The organism is Actinoplanes sp. NPDC000266, from assembly GCF_042899005.1.
In the GTDB taxonomy this organism is placed as follows: domain Bacteria; phylum Actinomycetota; class Actinomycetes; order Mycobacteriales; family Micromonosporaceae; genus Actinoplanes.
In genome coordinates this window covers 286,141-307,530 of the sequence record NZ_JBIAZI010000007.1, presented here as the reverse complement: position 1 = coordinate 307,530, position 21,390 = coordinate 286,141, and the positions used below count along the sequence as shown (strand labels likewise).

At 70.1% G+C, this 21,390-nt stretch carries 25 protein-coding genes; 3 read left to right on the top strand and 22 right to left on the bottom strand.

Annotated features, from left to right (window positions below):
* Positions 1-40: 40 nt before the first annotated feature.
* The 5 genes from ACFY36_RS28900 to ACFY36_RS28880 all read right to left on the bottom strand — a co-directional run bounded on the left by ACFY36_RS28900 (position 41) and on the right by ACFY36_RS28880 (position 3,489).
* Positions 41-301 (bottom strand): helix-turn-helix transcriptional regulator, encoded by a 261-nt coding sequence (locus ACFY36_RS28900; RefSeq protein WP_499749047.1) that lies wholly within the window; start codon positions 299-301, stop codon positions 41-43.
* On the bottom strand, positions 301-792 hold the full coding sequence (locus ACFY36_RS28895; protein WP_499749046.1) for a hypothetical protein: 492 nt from the start codon (positions 790-792) through the stop codon (positions 301-303). Before ACFY36_RS28895 ends, ACFY36_RS28900 begins: the two co-directional genes overlap by 1 nt.
* 49 nt (positions 793-841) lie before the next feature.
* Complete coding sequence (locus ACFY36_RS28890; protein ID WP_499749045.1) at positions 842-2,572, bottom strand: DEAD/DEAH box helicase; 1,731 nt, start codon at positions 2,570-2,572, stop codon at positions 842-844.
* 93 nt (positions 2,573-2,665) lie between these two features.
* Positions 2,666-3,262: a trimeric intracellular cation channel family protein gene (locus ACFY36_RS28885; RefSeq protein WP_499749044.1), complete on the bottom strand. Its 597-nt coding sequence runs from the start codon at positions 3,260-3,262 to the stop codon at positions 2,666-2,668.
* A gap of 8 nt (positions 3,263-3,270) precedes the next feature.
* On the bottom strand, positions 3,271-3,489 hold the full coding sequence (locus ACFY36_RS28880) for a DUF3039 domain-containing protein (protein WP_499749043.1): 219 nt from the start codon (positions 3,487-3,489) through the stop codon (positions 3,271-3,273).
* 129 nt (positions 3,490-3,618) lie between these two features.
* Here ACFY36_RS28880 and ACFY36_RS28875 point away from each other — a divergent pair, with 129 nt between their 5' ends.
* Together ACFY36_RS28875 and ACFY36_RS28870 are read left to right on the top strand one after the other, a co-directional pair.
* On the top strand, positions 3,619-4,563 hold the full coding sequence (locus ACFY36_RS28875) for a pseudouridine-5'-phosphate glycosidase (RefSeq protein WP_499749042.1): 945 nt from the start codon (positions 3,619-3,621) through the stop codon (positions 4,561-4,563).
* Positions 4,560-5,453, top strand: coding sequence for a carbohydrate kinase family protein (locus ACFY36_RS28870; protein WP_499749041.1), 894 nt, complete (start codon positions 4,560-4,562; stop codon positions 5,451-5,453). The genes ACFY36_RS28875 and ACFY36_RS28870 overlap by 4 nt, the downstream gene beginning before the upstream one ends.
* Here ACFY36_RS28870 and ACFY36_RS28865 read toward each other — a convergent pair.
* The 15 genes from ACFY36_RS28865 to sigB form a co-directional block, all read right to left on the bottom strand.
* Positions 5,435-5,803: a DUF3099 domain-containing protein gene (locus tag ACFY36_RS28865; RefSeq protein WP_499749040.1), complete on the bottom strand. Its 369-nt coding sequence runs from the start codon at positions 5,801-5,803 to the stop codon at positions 5,435-5,437. The genes ACFY36_RS28870 and ACFY36_RS28865 overlap by 19 nt on opposite strands.
* Before the next feature lie 64 nt (positions 5,804-5,867).
* Positions 5,868-6,395, bottom strand: a complete 528-nt coding sequence (locus tag ACFY36_RS28860) for a GAF domain-containing protein (protein WP_499749039.1) — start codon at positions 6,393-6,395, stop codon at positions 5,868-5,870.
* Positions 6,392-6,655 carry a hypothetical protein gene (locus ACFY36_RS28855; RefSeq protein ID WP_499749038.1) on the bottom strand — a complete coding sequence of 88 codons (264 nt, stop codon included), beginning with the start codon at positions 6,653-6,655 and terminating at the stop codon, positions 6,392-6,394. The genes ACFY36_RS28860 and ACFY36_RS28855 overlap by 4 nt, the downstream gene beginning before the upstream one ends.
* An 8-nt stretch (positions 6,656-6,663) precedes the next feature.
* On the bottom strand, positions 6,664-7,707 hold the full coding sequence (locus ACFY36_RS28850; protein WP_499749037.1) for a methyl-accepting chemotaxis protein: 1,044 nt from the start codon (positions 7,705-7,707) through the stop codon (positions 6,664-6,666).
* A gap of 26 nt (positions 7,708-7,733) precedes the next feature.
* Entirely contained in the window at positions 7,734-8,105 is a 372-nt protein-coding gene (locus tag ACFY36_RS28845) for a response regulator (RefSeq protein WP_499749036.1), read from the bottom strand.
* The gene (locus ACFY36_RS28840; RefSeq protein ID WP_499749035.1) at positions 8,102-8,377 is read right to left on the bottom strand and encodes a hypothetical protein; all 276 of its coding nucleotides are present in this window, start codon (positions 8,375-8,377) and stop codon (positions 8,102-8,104) included. Before ACFY36_RS28840 ends, ACFY36_RS28845 begins: the two co-directional genes overlap by 4 nt.
* The gene (locus ACFY36_RS28835; RefSeq protein ID WP_499749034.1) at positions 8,358-10,709 is read right to left on the bottom strand and encodes a chemotaxis protein CheA; all 2,352 of its coding nucleotides are present in this window, start codon (positions 10,707-10,709) and stop codon (positions 8,358-8,360) included. Before ACFY36_RS28835 ends, ACFY36_RS28840 begins: the two co-directional genes overlap by 20 nt.
* Positions 10,706-11,098: a response regulator gene (locus tag ACFY36_RS28830; RefSeq protein ID WP_097318618.1), complete on the bottom strand. Its 393-nt coding sequence runs from the start codon at positions 11,096-11,098 to the stop codon at positions 10,706-10,708. The genes ACFY36_RS28835 and ACFY36_RS28830 overlap by 4 nt, the downstream gene beginning before the upstream one ends.
* On the bottom strand, positions 11,095-11,970 hold the full coding sequence (locus tag ACFY36_RS28825; protein ID WP_499749033.1) for a CheR family methyltransferase: 876 nt from the start codon (positions 11,968-11,970) through the stop codon (positions 11,095-11,097). The genes ACFY36_RS28830 and ACFY36_RS28825 overlap by 4 nt, the downstream gene beginning before the upstream one ends.
* Positions 11,967-12,566, bottom strand: a complete 600-nt coding sequence (locus tag ACFY36_RS28820; protein WP_499749032.1) for a HEAT repeat domain-containing protein — start codon at positions 12,564-12,566, stop codon at positions 11,967-11,969. The genes ACFY36_RS28825 and ACFY36_RS28820 overlap by 4 nt, the downstream gene beginning before the upstream one ends.
* An 18-nt stretch (positions 12,567-12,584) precedes the next feature.
* Positions 12,585-13,634, bottom strand: coding sequence for a chemotaxis-specific protein-glutamate methyltransferase CheB (gene cheB / locus ACFY36_RS28815; protein ID WP_499749031.1), 1,050 nt, complete (start codon positions 13,632-13,634; stop codon positions 12,585-12,587).
* A gap of 15 nt (positions 13,635-13,649) precedes the next feature.
* The gene (locus tag ACFY36_RS28810; RefSeq protein ID WP_499749030.1) at positions 13,650-15,215 is read right to left on the bottom strand and encodes a chemotaxis protein CheW; all 1,566 of its coding nucleotides are present in this window, start codon (positions 15,213-15,215) and stop codon (positions 13,650-13,652) included.
* 14 nt (positions 15,216-15,229) lie between these two features.
* Positions 15,230-17,173 (bottom strand): methyl-accepting chemotaxis protein, encoded by a 1,944-nt coding sequence (locus tag ACFY36_RS28805; RefSeq protein WP_499749029.1) that lies wholly within the window; start codon positions 17,171-17,173, stop codon positions 15,230-15,232.
* A 164-nt stretch (positions 17,174-17,337) separates the two neighbouring features.
* Positions 17,338-17,907: an HhH-GPD-type base excision DNA repair protein gene (locus ACFY36_RS28800; protein ID WP_499749028.1), complete on the bottom strand. Its 570-nt coding sequence runs from the start codon at positions 17,905-17,907 to the stop codon at positions 17,338-17,340.
* 90 nt (positions 17,908-17,997) lie between these two features.
* Positions 17,998-18,969: an RNA polymerase sigma factor SigB gene (gene sigB / locus ACFY36_RS28795; RefSeq protein ID WP_499749027.1), complete on the bottom strand. Its 972-nt coding sequence runs from the start codon at positions 18,967-18,969 to the stop codon at positions 17,998-18,000.
* Positions 18,970-19,215: 246 nt separating this feature from the next.
* Here sigB and ACFY36_RS28790 point away from each other — a divergent pair, with 246 nt between their 5' ends.
* Positions 19,216-20,004: a sporulation protein gene (locus ACFY36_RS28790; protein WP_097318610.1), complete on the top strand. Its 789-nt coding sequence runs from the start codon at positions 19,216-19,218 to the stop codon at positions 20,002-20,004.
* Here ACFY36_RS28790 and dtd read toward each other — a convergent pair.
* Both dtd and ACFY36_RS28780 read right to left on the bottom strand, forming a co-directional pair.
* A complete protein-coding gene (gene dtd, locus ACFY36_RS28785) occupies positions 20,001-20,423 on the bottom strand; it encodes a D-aminoacyl-tRNA deacylase (RefSeq protein WP_499749026.1) in 423 nt (140 codons plus the stop codon). The two genes, ACFY36_RS28790 and dtd, sit on opposite strands and share 4 nt — an antisense overlap.
* Entirely contained in the window at positions 20,424-21,101 is a 678-nt protein-coding gene (locus tag ACFY36_RS28780; RefSeq protein WP_499749025.1) for a phosphotransferase, read from the bottom strand. It lies immediately after the preceding gene.
* Positions 21,102-21,390: the final 289 nt, after the last annotated feature.

Below are 21,390 nucleotides of genomic sequence, written 5' to 3'. Positions count from 1 at the left end.
GGTGCCGGCTTGGGCTCAGCGGGCGCTGAGGGCGACGAGGTCAGGCTGGGGTGGGTGTGGGCACCTCCTCGTCCCATAGGCGCTCCACGGACGTGTTGAGGGCCTTGGCGACCTTCAAAGCGAGGTACACCGAAGGGGCGTAGTCGCCCGTCTCCATCGCGATGATGGTCTGGCGGCTCACCTGGACGGCTGCGGAGAGGCCCTGCTGGGTCAGGCCGGCCTCCTTGCGGGCGGCCCTGATGCGCGTGCCCGCAGCGCCGCCCGCCTCCGGTGCGCGCACCGGGCCGGAAGGTGGTGCCATCAGTCCTCGTCCCCGGTGAGTGCCAGAGCCGCCTCTCGACGCCGCCGGCGGCGGGTCTCGATCACTTGAGCGATGGGAACCACGATCGCGGCGAAGACCCCGCCGAACGCCGCACCGCGCCACGTGGCGCCCTCGGGGTCGTACACGTAGAGCGAGCCGATCAGGAACACCGCGGCCGGAGCGCCGTTGACGACCGTCAGGAAGATCCGTTTGCCGCTCCAGGAGCGCGGCGTGGTGTCGACACGGCGGTGACGCACGTAGATCGTGCTGAGCATCATCGGCACATAGAGCAGGACCATCACGACCGCGAGCGGCAGCACCGCCGGCTTGCCCAGCGGCCACACCATGATCGCCGCGGCCCACGGGATCGTCAGCCATTGCAGCGAGGCGGCCGTGGCGATTCCCTCATACCACCGGTAGCGCTCGCGCTCGTCGCCGTACAGATCGCCGTCGAGATCGAGATTCCAGTGCACCACTCTGTCGAGAAGCATGCTTCCATCTTCGTGTTAAGTCCTCTTGACGTCAAGAGGACTTAACACGTCACAGCGTCTGGATCGTGGCGATGCGCTCCTCGAGCTGCTCGATCGTCGCCTGGGCGCTCGGCGGGCCCCCGCACAGGCGCCGCAGCTCGGCGTGGATCTTGCCGTGGGGGAGGTTGGTGCGGTGGTGGTGAGCCGCCACCAGCGTGTTGAGCTGGCGGCGCAGGCTGTTGCGGCGCTCCCCCGCCGTCATCGCCGGTGGGGCCTCCCGCTGTGCCGGCACCGGCTCGGCCGTCTTCTGCTTCTCGACGCGCTGGCGGGCCGCCAACTGCTCCGACTGCCTCTTGTTCAGCAGCATCGACACTTCGTCGGGGGTCAGCAGGCCCGGCAGGCCCAGGTAGTCCGCCTCTTCCGCCGTTCCCGTCTGCGCGCCCATCCCGAACGACGCGCCGTCGTAGATGACCTGGTCGAGCTCGGCCGTGGCACCCAGCGCCTCGAACTGCTTCTCCAGCTCGCCTTCCGCGTTCTCCTCGCGCTGGGCCCGCTCGAGCATGTCGTCGTCGAGGCCGTCTTTTTCCTTGCGGGCGCCCAGGATGTGGTCGCGCTGGGCCTCCATCTCGCTGGCCAGGCCCAGCAGGTGGGGCACGCTCGGCAGGAACACTGTCGCCGTCTCGCCGGGGCGCCGGGCCCGCACGAAGCGGCCGATGGCCTGGGCGAAGTACAACGGCGTGGACGCGCTCGTCGCGTAGACCCCCACCGCCAGGCGCGGGATGTCGACACCCTCCGACACCATCCGGACCGCGACCATCCACCTCTGCTCGGACGCCGCGAACGTGGCGATCCGGCCCGAGGCGCCCTCGTCGTCGGAGAGCACGACCGTCGCCTGCTCGCCGCTGATCTCGCCGATGAGTTTCGCGTACGCCCGGGCGGTCTGCTGGTCACTGGCGATGATCAGGCCGCCGGCGTCGCTCATGCCGTGCTCGCGCAGCTTGGTCAGGCGGGCGTCGGCCGCCCTCAGCACCTGGGGCATCCAGTCGCCCCGGTGGTCCAGGGCCGTACGCCAGGCCTGGGCGATCAGGTCTTTGGTCATCGGCTCGCCGAGGCGGGCCGCGAGTTCGTCACCCGCGTTCGTCCGCCAGCGGGTCTCTCCGGAGTACGCCATGAAGAGCACCGGCCGCACGACCCGGTCCTTCAGCGCGTCCGAATATCCGTAGACCGAGTCGGCCCGCGACCGCTGCAGGCCGTCGTCGCCGCGCTCGTACTCGACGAACGGAATCGGGTTCTCGTCGGAACGGAACGGAGTTCCGGTGAGCATCAGACGGCGTACGGCCGGCTCGAAAGCGGCTTTGACGCCGTCGCCCCAGCTCCGCGAGTCACCGGCGTGGTGGATCTCGTCGAGGATGACCAGGGTCTGCCGGGTCATGGTGCGGCGGCGGTGGACGGCGGGGGCCATGCCGACCTGGGCGTAGGTCAGGACCGCGCCGTGGAAGTCGGCCGAGGAGTGGATCTCGGAGTTGCGGAACTGGTGGTCGAGCTGGATGCCGACCCGGGCCGCGGCCGACGCCCACTGGGCCTTCAGGTGCTCCGTGGGGCAGACCACGGTGACCGCCTCGACCGTGCCGTCGGCGAGCAGCTCGGCCGCGATCCGCAGGGCGAAGGTCGTCTTGCCCGCGCCCGGCGTGGCCACCGCCATGAAGTCGTCGCTGCGGCGGCGCAGGTACGTCACCAGGGCCTTACGCTGCCAGTCACGCAGGTCGGGGAAGGTTTCCAGTTTCGGCAGTGGCGGGCTCAAAGCTCGAACGGTCCCCTCGTAAAAACAACGAACCCCCGGTTGTGAGAGCCGGAGGCGGCAACCAGCATAGCCGCGGGGGCAGGCCCGCGCCGGTTACGGCGCAGCGACCGGAGCGGACCACCGCCGGTACAGCGCGATGAGCCGGACACCCGTGATGAACAGGGCGGTCGCGGCCAGCGCCCAGAAGGAATCCAGGGAAAGTCCCCGCAGAATCGTGACAATAATCGCGCCGGCCAGGGCCACGACGGCGTAGATGTCCCGCCGGAGAACGACGGGGACCTCGCCCATCAGCAGGTCGCGCGCGAGGCCGCCGCCGATGGCGGTGAGCATGCCGATCAGGCAGGAGCCGACGGCCGGCACCCCGGCGTCGAGCGCCTTGAGCGTGCCGGTGACGGTGAACAGGCCGAGGCCGGCCGCGTCCAGGACGAGGACGGGCCGGCGCAGCTTCGACAACTGTGGGTGGAACCAGAACACGGCCAGGGACGTCAGCACCGCGGTCACCGCGTAACGCCAGTCGGCGAACGCGAGCGGCGGTACCGCGCCGATGACCAGATCGCGCACGATGCCGCCGCCGAGCGCGGCGATGAAGCCGACGAAGGCGACGCCGAACAGGTCGAGCCGTTTGATCACTCCGGCCGAGGCCCCGGACGCCGCGAAGACCGCGACGCCGACGAGGTCGGCGCTGAGCATGCCCTCGTTCAGCGAGTCATCGCTTCGTAGATCTCCTTGCACTGGGGGCACACCGGCGAGCCCGGCTTCGGCGACTTGGTCACCGGGAACTTCTCGCCGCACAGTGCGATCACGAACGTGCCCATCACGGCACTCTCGGCGATCTTCTCTTTACGTACGTAGTGGAACATCTCCGGCCCGGTGTCGGCGTCCTTGGTCTCCGGACGCTCCAGGATCTGAGTGCTCACGTGAAATCTGCCCTTCGGTTGTGTCGCCGCCGGTCCCCCCGGCCTCGACGGCGAGAACAAAGCTCCAACCCGCAAGTGTGACAGCAACCTCCGGACCGGTCCAATGATCAAAGCCGTACGGTAGGTGGCGTGACAGACTTCGCGATTCGATACGGCGAGCACGTGACCCGTGCCCGCCGGGACGGCCGGCCGGTGGTCGCGCTGGAGAGCACCATCATCTCGCACGGGCTTCCGCACCCGGACAACCTCCGTGTGGCCCGCGAGATCGAGCAGACCGTGCGTGACCAGGGCGCCGTGCCCGCCACCATCGGCATGATCGGCGGCGAGCTGATCGTCGGCCTGGACGACGCCCAGGTCGAGCACCTGGCGCTGGCCCAGGGCGTGGCCAAGCTCTCGGTGCGTGACCTGGCCGTGGCCGCGGCCACCCGGGCCGACGGCGCCACCACGGTCGCCGCGACCAGCGCGGTCGCCGCCGCCGCGGGCATCGGCGTCTTCGCCACGGGCGGCCTCGGCGGCGTGCACCGCGAGGCGAACGTCACCTTCGACGAGTCGGCCGACCTGACCACCCTGTCGCAGACGCCGATCGTCGTGGTCTGCGCGGGCGTGAAGTCGATCCTCGACGTGGGCGCCACGCTGGAGCGCCTGGAGACCCTCGGCGTGGCCGTGGCCGGATATCGGACCAAGCGCTTCCCGGGCTTCTTCATCACCGACGGCGGCTTCGACATCGACTGGCAGCTCGACTCCCCCGAGCAGGTCGCGGACGTCATCCGGGCCCGCTCCGACCAGGGCGTCGGGGCCGGCGCGCTGATCCTGGCCAACCCGCTGCCGGTCGACGAGCAGCTCGACACCGCGCTGCACGACCGGACCCTGGCCGAGGGCCTCGAACTGCTGGCCCGCGACCACATCACCGGCAAGGCGGTCACCCCGTTCCTGCTGGGGCACTTCCACGAGAGCACCGAGGGCCAGAGCCTGGCCGTCAACGTGCGGATCATCCTGCGCAACGCCGAGCTGGCCGCGAAGATCGCCGTCGCGACCGCCGGGCCGGCGGCGCCGCTGGGATTCTCCGCGGCGTGAGCACAGGCATCGTCGTCGTCGGTGACCTGGTCACCGACGTGCTGGTGGCGCACGTCGGGCCGATCGAGCTCGGCTCGGACACCGACGCCGCGATCACCGTGAGCGGGGGTGGCCAGGCGGCCAACACGGCGGCCTGGCTGGCCCACGCCGGTCATGAGGTGACGCTGGTCGCCGCTGTCGGCGACGATCTCGCCGGCCGCGAGCGGGTGGCCGAGCTGACGGCGGCCGGGGTGCGGTGCGCGGTGCGGGCCCATCCGGGCGCGGTCACCGGCAGCGTTGTGGTGCTGGCCGGCCCGCACGAGCGGACGATGATCACGGATCGGGGCGCCGCCCTGCTGCTCGACCCGGACGACGTGCGGGCCGCGGTGGAGAGCGCCTCCCACCTGCACCTCTCGGGCTATCCGCTGTTGCACGAGGGGTCACGGCCGGGCGGTCTGGCCGCTTTGCAAAAAGCCGCCGGCCGGACGACCAGCGTCGACGCGGCCTCGGCGGCGCCGTTGCGCTCGGTGGGTGCTTCCGCTTTCCTTGCCTGGGTACGAGACGTCGACCTGTTGCTCTGCAATGCGGACGAGGCCGACGTGCTGGCCGGCGCGGGCCCGGCCGCCGAGCAGGCGAGACGGCTGACCGAGCACGTGCGGAACGCCGTCGTGAAGCAGGGGCCGGCCGGGGCGACCTGGGCTTCCCGGGACGGTCATCTGCACTCGGTGGCGCCCCAGCGCGTACGCCGAATGAAAGATCCGACCGGCGCCGGTGATGCCTTCGCGGCCGGTCTGCTCGCGGCCTGGTGTGCCGGCGCGGCGCCGGAGGCGTCGCTGACGGCCGGCGCCCGGTTGGGCGCCGAGGCCGTGGGACAGATCGGGGCCCGCCCCCGTCAGCTTTTCTCTTCCTGACGAGGCTCGGGCTCGACGTCGATGGTCAGATATTCGACGTCCTCGGGCGTGTATTGAGGCAGGCCGGCCTGCTGTTTCGCGGCCAGGGCGGAGGCGGCCCGCTCGGCCTTGCTCTTGGCCGGGCGGTCGTTGGCGATGAGCACGGCCGCCCACGGCAGGAAGACCATGCCGGCCGCGCAGAGGACGAGCCAGAGGCCGAGCAGGGGCGGGCGGACGCTGACCAGGATCGCGCCGAGGATGAGGCAGAGGGCCCGGATGGTCATCATGCTGACGTAGCGGACCTGACGGCTGCGGTATTGCTCGTCGGGGCTACGGGCGGCGTCGGTGATCAGAACCGGCTGTTTCTTCACGATGGGGTCTCCGATCGACCCCCCATCATGGCACCGATCCCCGGCTGCCGCCCAGAGACCCCGCTCAACCGCGGGCGGCGGCCTCCGATTCAAGACGGTCGATGACCTCGTCCGCCAGGCGCTCCATCGTCGCGATCGTCTCCGCCGGGAAGTCGCGCGGGGCCAGGTCCAATGCGCACAGTCCACCGATGACGTGCCCACGGCGCGAGATCAAAGGCACTCCGATGTACGCGCGGGCGCCCTCGACGGTCACCAGCGGATTGTCCCGCCACATCGGGTCTTCCGACAGATCGCGCACGAAACGGGGCCGCCGGTCGGTGAGGAACGGACGGCAGAACGCCCACTCGATCGGCGTGCCGCCGGCCTCGGCGATCCAGGCCGGCACCGGGCCGTGACCGGCCAGGAACACCTGAGCGCCGTCGAGGAGCACGTCGACCAGGGCGATCGGCGCGCCGAGGCGCTCGGCCACCTGGTCGACGATCTCCTGAAGGTAAGGTCGCGGCTCCTCGCGGTCGAGCCCGAGGCGGGCCACGTCGAGGAGGCGGTCGTGGTGGGGAACTGCTGTGCGCGGGCGCTCCTGGAGAAGCATCATGGCTGTCCTCCTGTCGGTGATAAGGCGTCGTACGTGATGGCGCGGACCTTCAGCGAGCGGCCGGCGACCCGCACCAGGTCACCGGTGATCATCATGTGCTCGGCGACCTGGCGCAGGTCGGAGACCGACTCGACCGGGCGGCGCAGGCCGAGCGCGCGGACCGTGAGGTCCCACATCCCGGCCGCGGTCTCCTCCCCGACGAGCTCGGCCAGGGCCCGCAGGGCGTCGGCCTCGGTAGGCCGCTCGGTGTTGGGCGACATGATCCGTCCTAGAACAATTCGATCAATGGTGTGTCGTCGGCGGCCGCCGCGACGCCGGCCTTGTCGCCGTGTGTCACCCGCTGCCGGGACATGACATGACGGCTGCGCAGATCCTCGGCCGAGATGGCCCGCTCGGTCAGCTTGTCGGCCGGCACACCGCCCTCGGCGTACCCGATGGTGTCCTCGACCTGGCGTTTGACCTCGCTGACGGCGTCCGCGACGTGCTCCAGCATCTGCCGGCTGATGTCCTGGAACTGGACGTGACCCACGGCGCCGGTGGTCTCGACGGTGAGCGCGTCCGAACTCTGCCGCACCTGCTGGGCGGCGTCGACGGTGTCGTGCAGGATGCCCGCCACCATCTCCGACATCTCCCGCTGGGCCTGGGCGATGCCGCTGAGACGGCGGGTCATCGCGGTGTCGCCGGCCGGCAGATCAGTCTTGACGTTCTCGTCGAAATTGCTGTCGTCGGTGAGCACCGCGTCGAGCCGGGTGGTCAGATCGGCGATCATCGTGCCGATGCCGCTGGCCGCCTGGGACGACCGGGTGGCCAGCTTGCGCACCTCGTCCGCGACGACCGCGAAGCCCTCGCCCGCGTCGCCGGCCCGGACCGCCTCGATCATGGCGTTCAGGGCGAGGATGTTCGTCGCCTTGCTGACCTCCTCGATCTGGGTGACGTGCTGCTTGAGCCCGCGCATCTCGTCCACCAGCGACCGCACCTGCTCGTCGCGGTAGAGGAAGTAGCGGACCAGCCGGTCGACGAGCTGAGCGTTGGAGTCGCCGGCCTGGGCCAGCTGGTCCTCGGTGCGGTCGAGGGTGCCGGCCAGGCGGACCACGTCGCCCGCCATCACCTCGGCCAGCGAGTCGACCTTCAGCATCTGCCGCACGATCGCCTCCGCGGCCTCCCCGGTCTGCTCGATCACGTCGTGCAGGTGCGCGTCGACGATCTCGCAGAACTCGGGGACGGGCCGCAGGGCGCCGGCGACGAGGTCAGCCCGCACGCTCGCCTCCTCCGGCGTGGACGGCGCCGCCTGACGGCGGAGTAGGCCGGCCATCGAAACCTCCCAGGAAAGGGCTCAACTCAGGCGCCCGGAACGACCTGCTTGATCACACCGAGGAGCTGGTCCGGCGCGACCGGCTTGACCAGCCAGCCGGTGGCGCCCGCGGACTTGGCCTCGTTGCGCTTGGTCTGCTCGGACTCGGTGGTCAGCATCAGCATCGGGGTGAAGCGCATACCCGGGGCCTTGCGGGCCTCGCGCACGAAGGTGATCCCGTCCATCTGCGGCATGTTGACGTCGCTGATGATCAGGTTGGGCTTCACGCCCTTGGCCAGCTTGTCGAGCGCCTCCTTGCCGTGCCCGGCGGTCTCGACGGAGTAGCCGGCCTTGGTCAGGATCGACTTGAGGCTCATGAGCATGGTGGCTGAGTCGTCGACGAGCATCACTGTGGTCATGGAGGTTCACTTCCTTGTCGGCTGGCTGCGCCATTGCTCCCCGCGAGCAGTGGCAGCACCTGCTCCGCCAGGAAGGCGTTCGCCGGTGCCGAGCTGATCTTCGGTTGGAAAAGCAGCAGAGCTTGGAGCGCGCCGGTATGCAAATGGTTGCAACGGCGCAGGTTGACCTTCGGTTTGGTGGTGGCGCGCAGCCAGGCCACCAGCGGCTCGACCTCGTCGACCGTCACCACGTCACTCAAGGTCGCGGTCGCCTCATGCAGCTCGAGCGGCAAGACCAAGCACCTCCTTCATGTTCAGCACCAGCAGCACCAGCCCGTCGCCGAGCAGGGCGGTGCCGGAGAACTCGTCCGCGTAGGCGAGCAGGCCCTCCATCGGCTTGAGGATCACGTCGACCTCCCGGTGGAACTGCTCGACCAGCAGGCCGACCCGCTGACCGTGCAGGCTGACGATGAGGATCCGCCGGTCGTCGTTCTCGTCCGGCGTCCACGGCATCCGCAGGGCGTGGGCCAGGTCGATGACCGGGACCACCTCGCCCCGCAGGACGACCACGTCCTGGTGCAGGACCCGGCCCATCTCGCCGCCCGGCACGCGGACGGTCTCGACCACCAGGTCGACCGGGATGCCGAACCGCTGCCCGGCCACGCTGACCACCATCACCTGGGTGACCGCCATCGACAGCGGCAGCCGCAGCCGCGTCACGCTGCCACTGCCGAGCTCCGACTTCATGGTCACGGTGCCGCCGAGCTTCTCCACGCTCGCGCGGACCGCGTCCATGCCGACTCCCCGCCCGGAGAGATCCGAAACCTGGTCGGCGGTGGAGAACCCGGCACGGAAGACCAGCTCCACGGCCTCCGCGTCGCCCATGCTCTCCAGTTCCTCCTCGGAGATCAGACCCTTCTCGTACGCCTTGCGCTTGACCTTGACCGGGTTGATGCCCCGCCCGTCGTCGGCGATCTCCACGACCACCGCGTCGCCGTCCGCGATCGCGCTGAGCGTGATCCGCGCCTGGGGCGGCTTGCCGGCCGCGGTCCGCTCGTCCGGCAGCTCGATGCCGTGGTCGAGGCTGTTGCGCACGAGGTGCACGAGCGGGTCGCCGAGGGCCTCGATGACGTCCTTGTCGGCCATCGTGTCCTCGCCCTCCATGACCAGCTCGATGTTCTTGCCGAGCCGGCGGCTGAGGTCGCGGACGAGCCGAGGGAACCGCGAGAAGGCCACCGACAGCGGCAGCATCCGCACGTCCATCACGGCCGCCTGGAGCTCCTCGGCGATCCGGTGCAGACCCGAGTACTGGTCCTTGATGCGCCGGCTGAGCACCCGGCTGCCGAACTCCTCCTCGGCCGCGTCGGCCAGGAAGGTCAGGCCGTTCTTGGCCACGTTGAGCTCGCCGACCAGCTCCATGAGGTGGTCGACCTTCTCCTGGTCGACCTTGAGAATCTTGGTGCCGACCTGACCGCCGGGATCGTCGGCCCGGCCGCGGTCGATCCGCTCCTCCGGCGCGGGCCGCTCGACCGACGCGGGCGCCGGCGGTGGAGGCGGCGGGGGCGTCGATCCGAGCAGGCGGTTGACCGTCTCGGTGAGCTGCTCGGCGTTCAGTTCGGAGAGCTCGGTGATCTCGCCGAGGGCGGCCGCCGCGGCCGCGATCGCGTGGGCGATCGAGGCCAGCCGGACCGCGCCGACCTCCTCGTCGCCCCGCAGGGACGTCTGGGCCGCGGTCAGGATCGCGTACGCGTCCTGAACCACCGCCGGGTCGTGCTCCGCGGCCGCGACCGGCGCCGGCGGGGCGTCCGCCATCGGCTCGGGCTCGGCCTCGCCGTTGAGGAAACGGCGGAGCGAATCCCCGTCGAGCTCGACCACCTCGACCTGGTCGGGCACGTAGCGGAACAGATGGTCGAGCTCGCCGTGCCCGGCCCGGGTGGCCAGCACGAAGCCGACCAGGCAGGCGTACTCGTCGTAGTCCTCCGGCGCGGGCCACTCGTCCGGGGGCACCACGGCGATCCGGGCCAGCGCCGGCACCTGGCTGATCAGATGCAGCGGGTCCTCGGCCCGGAAGAAGCAGCCCTCGTCGGGCAGATAGCGGGCGAAGCGCAGGGTCGAGGAGGTGGTGGTCAGCCACGTCATGGTCGCCTCGAGCCACTCCTGCTCGAAGTGGCTCAGCCACTCCGGCGGCGGGGCGATGACGTGGACGATCGGCGCCTTCTCCACCACCGGCGTGGTCGCGTCACCGCCGAGCGGGCCGCGGAGCTTGGTGATCAGGACGGCGGCGTCGCTGCCGGCGCTCGCGGGCAGCCGCTCGTGCTGGGTGACATGGGCCAGCCAGCCACGGATGAGGTCGAACGCGGCCAGCAGATCGTCGGTCATCCCCGAGTCGAGGTTGAGCTTCCCACCCCGTACGGCGTCGAGAAGGTCCTCGGCGGCGTGGGTGAGCCGGGTCAGCTCGGGGAAGTCGAAGAGCCCGGACGAGCCCTTGAACGTGTGCGCGGCCCGGAACACCTCGTTGACCAGCTCCGGGTCGCCCGGGTCGCGTTCGAGCTGGAGCAGGCCCTCGTCGACCTGGGTGAGCAGGTCCGCCGCCTCGGCGAGGAACTGGGCGAGCAGCGGATTCATGCCGGAATGCCCCGTCCCGCGGTGAGCATCCGGGCCACCCGGACCAGGCGCTCGGCCGAGACCGGCTTGACCATGTAGAGATTCGCGCCCGCCGCGTACGCCCGCTCGGCGTCGCCCGGACGGTCCTCGGTGCTGATCATCAGGACCGGGGCCGGCGTGCCGACGGTCTCCGAGCGCAGCGTCTCCACGCAGGTGTAGCCGTTCATCTTGGGCATGTTGACGTCGACCACGAACAGGTCGAACGCGGTGGTGAGGGCGGCCTCGACGGCTTCCAGTCCGTTCGCGGCCTCCTCGACGGCGAAGCCGGCCTCGGAGAGCAGGCTGGTGTGATAGAGCCGCACAGTGGCGGCGTCGTCGACGACCAGCACCTTCACTGGGGTCTCTGTCATCGGTTGGCTCCGGTCGGTCGTTGGTAGACGATGCCCTCCGGCAGGCGGGTGGGTGTGAAGATCGGCGAAATGCGGCTCATCGACTCGGAATGGCCGAGGAACAGATAGCCACCGGGCCGCATGGCGCCGTAGAGGTTCTCGGCCGCCCGCCGGCTGGACAGCTCGTCGAAGTAGATGAGCACGTTCCGGCAGAAGATCACGTCGAAGTCGCGGAACGCCCGCATCGCGAGGGTGTCGGTGACGTTGACCTGGTGCAGCGTGACCGCGCCGCGGATGCCCTCGTCGAGCTGATAGCGGCCCGTGCCGACCGGGCTGAAGTACTTGTCCCGCCATTTCTTGGGCACGCGCTGCAGCGAGCGGTCGCCGTAACTGGCGTGCCGCGCCCGGTCCAGGACCGAGCTGTCGATGTCGGCGCCGTGGATCTCCACGTCGAGCCGCTCGATCAGATCCCACTCCTCGAGCAGGCGCAGCGCGATCGAGTACGGCTCCTCGCCGGTCGAGCAGGGCAACGAAAGGATCTTGATCGGACCGACGATGCGGTTCGCCCCGCCCCGCGCCTCGACGACGTCCGGCAGCACCGTGCGGAGCATCGAGTCGAACTGGTAGTCCTCGCGCAGGAAGTATGTCTCGTTGACGGTGAGCTGGTTGATCAGCTCCTGGAGCAGGTCGTCCCGGGCGCTCAGGCGCAGCGCGGCGAACCACGTGGTGAAGGTGTCGAACTCGGAGTTCTTGATGCACGTGTCGATGCGCTTGTCGACGAAGTAGCGCTTGGACGGGGCGAACTGGATTCCGGTCCGCTTGTAGAAGTACTCGCGGAACTTCTCGAACTCCGCCTCGCTGAGGCCGGCGCCGGCCGTGGCCGCACTGGTCACTTGACCGCCGCCTCGACCGTGAACCGCAGGAACGGGTCGTCCGGGAAGCGCTCGACCGCGCCCCGCAGCAGTTCGTGGTGCTCGGGCCCGACCGACGGGAGCAGCGCGTCGATGGCCGCGGTGACCACGTTCGGGTGCGGGTCCTCCCGGATCATCACGGCCAGCCAGGTCATCGCCTCGGGATGGGGCAGGTCGGCCAGGACCATCGCGGTCATCACCCGTACGTCGTGGTCGTCGTCCTCGATGAGCCGGGGCACGATGGCCGGCACCGAGCGCGGCATCGTGGCCAGCGTCTCGGCCACGGCCGTCCGCAGGCCGGCGTCGTCGCTGGCCAGGTGGACGGCGAGCCCTTCGGCGACCTGGGCTGTGTCGTGCGCGGCGAGGGTGGTGAGCATGGCGTCGCGCACCGCCGCCGCGGTCTCGCCGGCGACCCGGTCGAGCAGCGCGGGCACGGCCTCGGCCGAGCCGTCCAGGCCCAGCGCCGCCTCCCGGCGCAGCTCCGGGTCGGCGTCGTCGAGCTGGCTCAGCAGGGTGTCGGCGGACGGTGGCGCGGCCGTCTCCTCGGGCGGCGGCGCGTTGCGGCGAACGAGTCCCACGATGATCCCCCTTCTCTCTCAGCGAACCCAGTCGGCGAGGCGTTCGGCGATCTCGTACGAGGGCAGGGTGAGCGTGGCCCCGCCGCGCCGGGACAGCTCGCCCGGCATGCCCCAGACGACCGCCGTCTCCTCGGCCTCGGCGATCGTCCGGCCACCGTCGGCCTTCACCGCGGCCATCTCGGTCGCGCCGTCGTCGCCCATGCCGGTCAGCAGCGTGCAGACCAGGCGCTCGGCCGCGATGTGCCGGCGGGCCGACGAGACCAGCCGGTCCACGCTCGGATGCCAGCGGTACTCGGCGGCGGCCGGGACGCTCTTGACGATCAGACCGTCGGTGCGGCGGGCCACCACCACGTCGGCGCTGCCCTTGCCGATGTAGATGTGGCCACGCTCGATGTTCATGATCCGATCCACCTCGTGCACGCGCAGCTGGCAGATCTCGTCCAGCCGGCGCGCGAGGGTGGCGGTGAACGACGCCGGGATGTGCTGGGCGATCACCACCGGCGCCCCGAGCGTGCCCGGCAGCTGGGGCAGCAGCTCGTTCAGCAGCGCCGGTCCGCCGGTCGACGAGCCGATCAGCAGCAGGTCGACCTCGCCCGCCTTGCTCGGCTTGCCGGGTGGCGCCTTTCGCTCCGGCGCCGCCTTGAGCCGCTCCCGCAACCCGCGCGACCGGTTGATCCGGGCCGAGGCCGCGGCCTGGACCTTGCTGACGATCTCCCGGGCGACCTCGTCGATGTTCAGCGAGACGGTGCCGCCCGGCTTGGCCACGTAATCGACCGCGCCCAGCTCCAGCGCCTCGAAGGTGACCAGCGCGTTCTTCTCGGTCAGGGACGACAGCATGACGACCGGGGTCGGCCGCTCCGCCATGATCTTCGCGAGGCAGGTGAGACCGTCCATCTCCGGCATGTTGATGTCGAGGGTGATGGCGTCCGGGCGTACACGATCAAGTTGTTCGAGGGCGTCGACGCCGTTGCGGGCCGTGTGTACCTCGAAACCACCCTCCTCGAGGATGCCCTTGACCGCCCGGCGCATCAGGGCCGAGTCGTCGACTACGAGGACCGACGGTGCCACAGTGGAGTCTCCCGATCAGACGGTGACGAGGTCGCCGGCCTCTACGACGACCTCCTCGCAGACGACGTCCAGCGCGGCCGCCTGCTCGGCCGCGAGCAGCTGGTCGACCTGGACGAGCAGCAGCATCCGCTTCTGCTCGGGCAGGTTGGCCACCCGCGACACGAGACGGGCCTGCTCGGCCGAGAGCTGCGGCGCCGGCTCCAGCACGTGCCGTCCCACCCGGGCCACCTCGGCCACCGAGTCGACGATGAAGCCGGTCCGGACCCCGTTGATGATCAGCACGACGATGCGCTGCCGCTCGTCCGGCTCGCCGCGGGGCAGACCGAGTCTCGTACGGAGATCGACCACCGGCAGCACGGTCCCGCGCAGATTGACCAGGCCCTCGACGAAGTCGTACGACTTCGGCACCCGGATCAGGGCCTCCGGCACCCGGATGATCTCCTGCACGGCGTCGACGTCGACGGCGTACTCCTCGTCGTCGAGCCGGAACACGACGAACAGCTCCTCGTCACCCCGGCCGTCATCGGCCGCCCTGCGGTCATCGGCCATCTCTGCCGCCTCCTCGTGCCCCTGGTGCTCGGCGATCTCGTTGCGTACCTCCGGGGAGTCGAACATCCGGTTGACGCTCAGGACGGAGACCAGGCGTTTGCCGTCCTCCAGCCGGCACACCGACTCCACCTCGCTCTTGCGGCCGTCGCCGGCCATGAAGGCCGGCAGTGGCGCCACCAGCTGATGCGGGACGCGCAGCACCTCGCGCACGGTGTCCATCACGACGCCGACCACGCCGCCGTCGATCGAAACGACGACGATCCGGTTCTGCGGCTCCAGCGGCGTCACCGGCAGGCCGAACACCCGGCGCATGCTCACCACCGGCAGCAGCCGGCCCCGCAGGTCGATCACGCCCAGCACGCGGCTGCCCGCGTTGGGCACGTGGCTGACCGCCTCCGGAGCCTGGACGATCTCCTGCACCTGGTCGATCGGCAGCGCGTACTCCTGGCCCTGCACGGCGAAGCTGACCAGCTCGAGCGTGTCGTCGCTCTCGCCCTCACCGTCGTCCTCGCGCTCCATCGTCATCCGCGCGCTCGCGCCCGGGTCGGCGGCCGACACCCGGGCCGTGAGATGGTCGAACTGGCTGCCCACGAGGCGATCCACGTCGAGGATCGTCGTCATGGCGCCGCCCTCGGCCTTGATCACGCCGACCAGCACGTCGGAGCGGACGGTCGACTGCACCCCGTCGGCCGACTCCAGCGCCGCCGGGTCGATGCTGATCACGCTGGAGACCCGGTCGACCACGAAGCCGAGCGGCACGCCACCGTCGACGATGATCACGCGGGTGGTCTCGTCGTGGTCCCGCGCGTCCATGTCACAGCAGTCGCGCAGGCTCACCACCGGCAGCACACGGCCGCGCAGGTTGGCCAGTCCCTCCAGCGAGGGCGGGCCGAGCGGGACCTTCACCACGGCCGGCATCCGGATGATCTCCTGGACCCGGCTCATCGGGAAGGCGTACCGCTCACCGGCCATGTCGAACGTGACGTAGTCGGTATTGTCGTCGTCCGCAGCGGTTTCGTCTTCGAGGCTCATGGATGCGCCCCTCCTCAGCCGGCGGCGTTCTGGAGCTCGTCGGCCAGCGCGGCGATCTCCTCGACCGCGGCCGCCAGCTCCTCGGCGCCCTGCGATTGTTCGCGGGCCGCGGTGGACGCCTGCCCGGCGAGTTGCTCGGCCTCGTTGGCGGCCGACGAGATCTGCTCCAGCCCGGTCTTGACCTCGCCCAGCACGCCGGTGATCTCCTGGGCCGACTCGCGGACCTCCTCGTTGCCGGCCCGCACCTGCTGCATGTCCCGCTCGATCTCCTCGAGGCGAGCCGTGGTGATCTTGGCCGCCTCGACCTCGGCCAGCGCCTGGCGGCTGGTCTCCTCGAGGTCGGAACGGACCTCGACGATCCGGTCCTGCACCGCCTTGACCAGGTCCTTGATCCGGTCGGCGTTGTCGGCGGAGTCGCGGGCCAGGTTGCGGATATCGGTCGAGACGACCGCGAAGCCCTTGCCGAACTCGCCGGCCCGGGCCGACTCGACCGAGCCGTTCACGGCCAGCATGTTGGTCTGGATGGAGACGTTCGCGATCGCGTCGACGATCTTGTCGATCCGGCGGGAGATCTGCTCCAGCTCGGTCACCTTGCGGACGCTCTCGATGCCGTCACGGGACGCCTGGGCGATCGCGTTGATCATCGAGTCGACGGCGTCCTTGTTCGTGCCGAGCAGGCCCAGGATGACATCGGCTCGCTCGACCGCGTTGCCGGCGCGGCTCATCGACAGCTGAGCGCCCTGCTCGATCTTCGTGACGGACTCCGAGGTCTGCTGGCCCTTCTCAGCCGCCGTGCGCGCCCCCGAGTTGATCTCGTTGATCGCGACGTTGATCTGGGTCGCGGCCCGGTTGATCTCCTCCACCGCGGCCGACAGCTGCTCGGCCGCCGAGGCGACCTCCTCCGCGCTCTTGGAGACGTCGGTGCTGTTGCGCAGCCCTTCGGAGATCTCGGCCAGCGACTCGGCGGCCTGGTCGCTCTGCCGCAGCGCCTGGGTCTGCTGGTTGACCGTCTGCAGCGACTCCTCACACGCGGCCGACTGCTGCTCGGCCGCCGCGGCGATCTCCTCCGAGCGGGTCTTCGCCGATCTCGTCGCGTCCTGCGCCTCGACCGCGGCCTTGGCCATCTCGGTGGCGCCGGTCATGATCGTGCCCATGTCGGCCCGAATGGTCTCGAGCTGCTCGGTGATCGACTTGCCCTTCTCCACCTCGCTGCGCGCCGTCTCGGCCGACGACTGCACCCCCGAGGCGATCGTGGTGACGCTCTCGCGCACCTCGTCGATCAGGTCACGGATCTGCCGGGCGCTGCGCTCGCTGGTCTCGGCGAGCGTGCGCACCTCGTCGGCGACCACGGCGAAGCCCTTGCCGTGCTGACGGGCCCGGGCGGCCTCGATGGCCGCGTTCAGCGCGAGAAGATTCGTCTGATCGGCGATGTGTGCCACCGTCTTGACGATTTCGCCGATTTCGTCGGCTTGCTTCTCGAGCTCGGTGATCTTCACAACCGAGGAGGTCTGCCGAGTGGACGCGCTGTCGACGTTGGCCAGCAGGTTGTTGATGCCGCTACGGGTCTCGCCGAGCAGATTCTGCAGGGCCTGGCTGAGCTCGGCGACCTGACGGGTCGTCGACTCCTGCCGGCCGACCCGCTCCTCGACCTGGTTCATCGCGGCCAGGCTCTGCTGGGTCGCGCCCGAGGCCTCCTCGGCACCGGCCGAGATCTGCTGCATCGACTCCGTCAGTTGGCGCGAGGCCTCGGTGGCCTCGGCGTTCTGGGCGGAGATCTCGGCGGTGGCGGCGGCGATCCGCTCGGCCGCCTGCTGCTGCTTCGCCACGGAACGGGCCTGGCGGCGGCCGGCGTCGGTGTCCCCGCCGCGGGCCGCGGGCCGGGCCGGCGCCGACACCGGCCGGCTGGCCCGGGCCTGATCGGTGGCCCGCCCGTTGGCGGAGCTCGTCGTCAAGGGCATGGGGGTGGTCTCCCCTCTCTCTTTCAACTGCCGTGCGCATACGCGTCATGGACAACCGGAGTCGGGGAAAACCGCAGGTAACGCGGACTTTCCTCACCTCCGGAAATCCTGGCACCGCAGGCTCGAGGAGAAGAGAGAAATGGACAGACTTCGACGCAATACCTTCACTTGACCTTGGCGGCCGCCTTCATTTCCTTCTTGTACGCGCGCACCTTGCCGAGCGACTCCCCGTCGACGATGTCGGCCACGGACTTGAACGAACCCTCGGCGCCGTAGCCACCGGCGGCCTCCCGCCAGCCGGACGGCTCGACACCGTACTGCTTGCCCAGCAGAGCCACGAAGATCAGCGACTTCTGCTGGCCGAACCCGGGCAGCGAGGCGACCCGCTTGAGCAGCTCTCCGCCGTCCTCGACGCCGGCCCACAGGTTGGCGGCGTCGCCGTCGTAGCGGTCGACGAGCGCCCGGCACACCTCCTGCACGCGGGCGGCCATCGCCTTGGGGAACCGGTGCAGCGCCGGCGGCTCGGCGAAGATCGCGATGAGCGCCTCGGGGTCGAAGTCGGCCAGCTCCTCGGCCGTGTAGGCGTGCCCGAGCCGCTGAGCCAGCACCCACGGCGACGTGAAGGCCTTCTCCAGCGGGATCTGCTGATCGAGGGTCATGCCGATGAGCAGCGCCAGCGGGTCCTTGGTGAGCAGTTCGTTCGCGGCGGCGTCGATCGGCAGGGAAATCGTCATGGCGCTCATCTTCGCAGGCCTTTTCCGGCCGCTGACAGCACAACCGCCCGGGAGCTGTGTCGGCTCACCGGGCGGCGGGTTGATCGGTTGTCAGCTGGCGTAGGCCTCGAGACGCGACGCGCGCTCGGGGTCGCGGAGCTTGAGCATGGTGACCTTCTCGATCTGGCGGATGCGCTCCCGGCTCAGGCCGAACTCGCGGCCGACCTCGTCGAGAGTGCGCTGACGGCCGTCGTCGAGGCCGAAGCGCAGGCGGATCACGGCCGACTCGCGCTCGGAGAGCGTGGCCAGCACGATCTCGACCTCGCTGCGCAGCTCGCCCTGACCGTGGCCGGCGCCCGGCTGGTGCTCGACGGCGGCGACGAAGTCGCCCAGGGCGCTCTCGCCGTCCTCGCCGACGGCCTGGTCGAGGCTGACCGGCTCACGGTCGTACGAGATGAGCTCGATGACCTGGAATTCCTGAACGCCCATGGCCGTGGCGATCTCGGCGATGCTCGGCTCGCGGCCCAGCGTGGCGGCGAGGTCGCGGCGGCTGCGGACCATGCGGTTGACCTGCTCGACCATGTGCACCGGGATGCGGATGGTGCGGGCCTGGTCGGCCATGGCGCGGGTGATCGCCTGCCGGATCCACCAGGTGGCGTACGTGGAGAACTTGTAGCCCTTGGTGTAGTCGAACTTCTCGACCGCGCGGATCAGGCCCAGGTTGCCCTCCTGGATCAGGTCGAGGAAGGCCATGCCACGGCCGGTGTAGCGCTTCGCGATGCTGACCACGAGCCGGAGGTTGGCCTCGAGGAGGTGGTTCTTGGCCGCCTTGCCCTCGGCGATGATGACGCGGAGGAGCGGTGCCAGGTCGTCGCCTGCCGCCGGGAGCTTCTCGTCGGCGTAGAGGCCGGCCTCGATCCGCTTGGAGAGCTCGACCTCCTCGACGGCGGTGAGCAGGCGGGTCCGGCCGATGCCGTTCAGATAGGCCCGGACCAGATCCGCGGAGACGCCACGCTCGTCGGTAGCGTCCAGGTCGGTGAGGAGCTCGACACCGTCCGTCATGCTGTTGTCGGTCGCCTTCATCTGCAGGACCACCTTTCAGTCCCCTCCCCGCTGATAAACCGTCTCGAGCTGTCCCAGTCACTTGCGTGCCGGTGATCGATAGCTTGGCCCGGGACGCGTTAAGCCGAGGTGAGGCAAGCGTCCAGGTGGCATGAATCAGGGAGAACCCTGACGTCGCCAAGCCGACAAGTGCCCGAAATGCCGGTACCGGTCGGTTGCTGTGCGTCGATACTGTTCCCCACACGCCCGCGAGGAGGAGATGGTTCAGTGGTCTTCAAAAAGATGTTGCAGGCACTGGGAGTCGGTGGCCCGTCAGTCGAAACGGTGCTGGCCAACCCCAACTGCCGGCCGGGCGGATTCCTCGAGGGCCAGGTGCACGTGGTCGGCGGCGATCACGCCGTCGACGTCGAATATCTCGCGGTCGGCCTGGTCACGCGGGTCGAGGTGGAGAGCGGTGACAGTGAGTACAACACCGACCAGGAGTTCCACCGCCAGCGGCTGACCGGTTCGTTCCGCCTGGAGCCGGGTGCGAAATACGACGTACCGTTCCGCTTCGACGTGCCGTGGGAAACCCCGATCACCGAGGTGTACGGGCAGCACCTGCACGGCATGACGATGGGGCTGGCCACCGAGCTCGAGGTGGCGCGAGCGGTGGACAAGTCCGATCTGGACGCGGTGGCGGTGCACCCGCTGCCGGCGCAGGAGCGCCTCCTCGACGCGCTGCTGCGGCTCGGCTTCCGGTTCAGCCGGGCCGACGTCGAGCGCGGCCGGGTCTACGGGGCGCAGCAGAGCCTGCCGTTCTACCAGGAGATCGAGTTCTACCCGCCGTCGGCCTACGCGAGCGGGATCAACCAGCTCGAGCTGACGTTCATCCCGACGCCGCAGAAACTCCAGGTGATCCTGGAGATCGACAAGCGGGGCGGCCTGTTCACCGAGGGCCACGACGCGTTCGGCCGGTTCGACGTGGACTACGCGACGGTCGACCACACCGACTGGGGCGCGCAGCTCGACAACTGGCTGCGGCAGTCGGCGCAGCGCCGGGGGCTGTTCTTCTAAAGCTCCAACCAGATGGAGCGTGGCCCCACGTTCACGCTCTCGACCAGCATGTGCGCCCGGAAGCGGCCGGTCTCCACGGTCGCGCCCCGGGCGCGCAGTGCTTCGACATAGGCGGTGACGAGCGGCTCGGCCGTCTCGGCCGGCGCCGCGGCGTTCCAGGTGGGCCGGCGGCCCTTCCGGGCGTCGCCGTAGAGGGTGAACTGGCTGACCACGAGAATCGGGGCGCTCAGGTCGGACGCGCTCTTCTCGTCGTCCAGAATGCGGAGTTCGTGGGTCTTGCGGGCGAGCAGCTCGGCCTTCTCGGGCGTGTCGTCGTGGGTGACGCCGACGAGCACCAGCAGGCCGTCCTCGATCTTGCCGACTACTTCGTCGTCGACGGTGACGCTGGCCCGGCTCACGGTCTGTACCAGGGCGCGCATCTACTTCACTCCTCGTACTCGGGCGGCGGCCACGGAGAGTTGCTCGATCTCCTCGGGCGACATGGTGGGCTGCCCGCGCTTGATCTCGACGGCTTCGGGAAGGAGCCGGAGAGGATCACCGGGGGCGAGCTGAAGGAAAACATCGAGCAACTCGCCGGCCTGGCCACCGAGCTCGTGGTCGATGGCGCCGACGGCGACCTGGGCGAGGATGAGGGCGGCCAGGGCGGTGTCGAGGTCGGCCGGCCCGTCACCGGCGTTGCGCCAGTCGATGAGAACGGGCCCGCGCTGGCTGAGCACGACGTTCTCGGGGTGAAGATCGAGGTGGACAACGGTCTCGCCCTCATTCATCGGCGGCAGGTCGTGCAGCCGCCGGAGCAGGTCGGCGAGGATGGTGGCGCCGCGGTCGAGAGGGAGATCGCCGGCGAGCAGGGCCTGGGCGAGGGTGGGTCCGTCGAGGCGTTCCATGACGAGGTCGGTGCCGCGGGCTTCGAAAACCTCAGGGACGGGAAAACCCCGCTTCCCCGCGTACGCCATGACGGCCGCCTCCGCCGCGACATCACCCCCGTGCCGGTAACGCCGCAGAACCCGGCCGTCACCGAGCGCGTAGACATCGGCCTCACGCCCGAAGGCGAACGGCAACCCCACCGAATCCGGCCCCGCCACTTCCTGTTCCGCCACGCGCTCGACCGTAGCGGAACGAGCGCATCCAATTCCGGACCGGCCACCCCGCGAGCCCCGAACCCGACACGCCGACGCCGGCCGGATCATGTCGGCGCCGCCCCACCTGACGACAGCGCCAGCCCGGCCCATCACAGCGCCGACCCAGACCCAGCGACAGCGCCGGCCGGGTCGGGCCATGACAGCAGCCGCCGGGTTCACGCCAGCCTCAGCCCGGTCGCCGCCGGCCGCGGCCGGATCCGTGACGCGTCGGCCGGGTCCGTGACGCGTCGGCCGGATCCGTGACGCG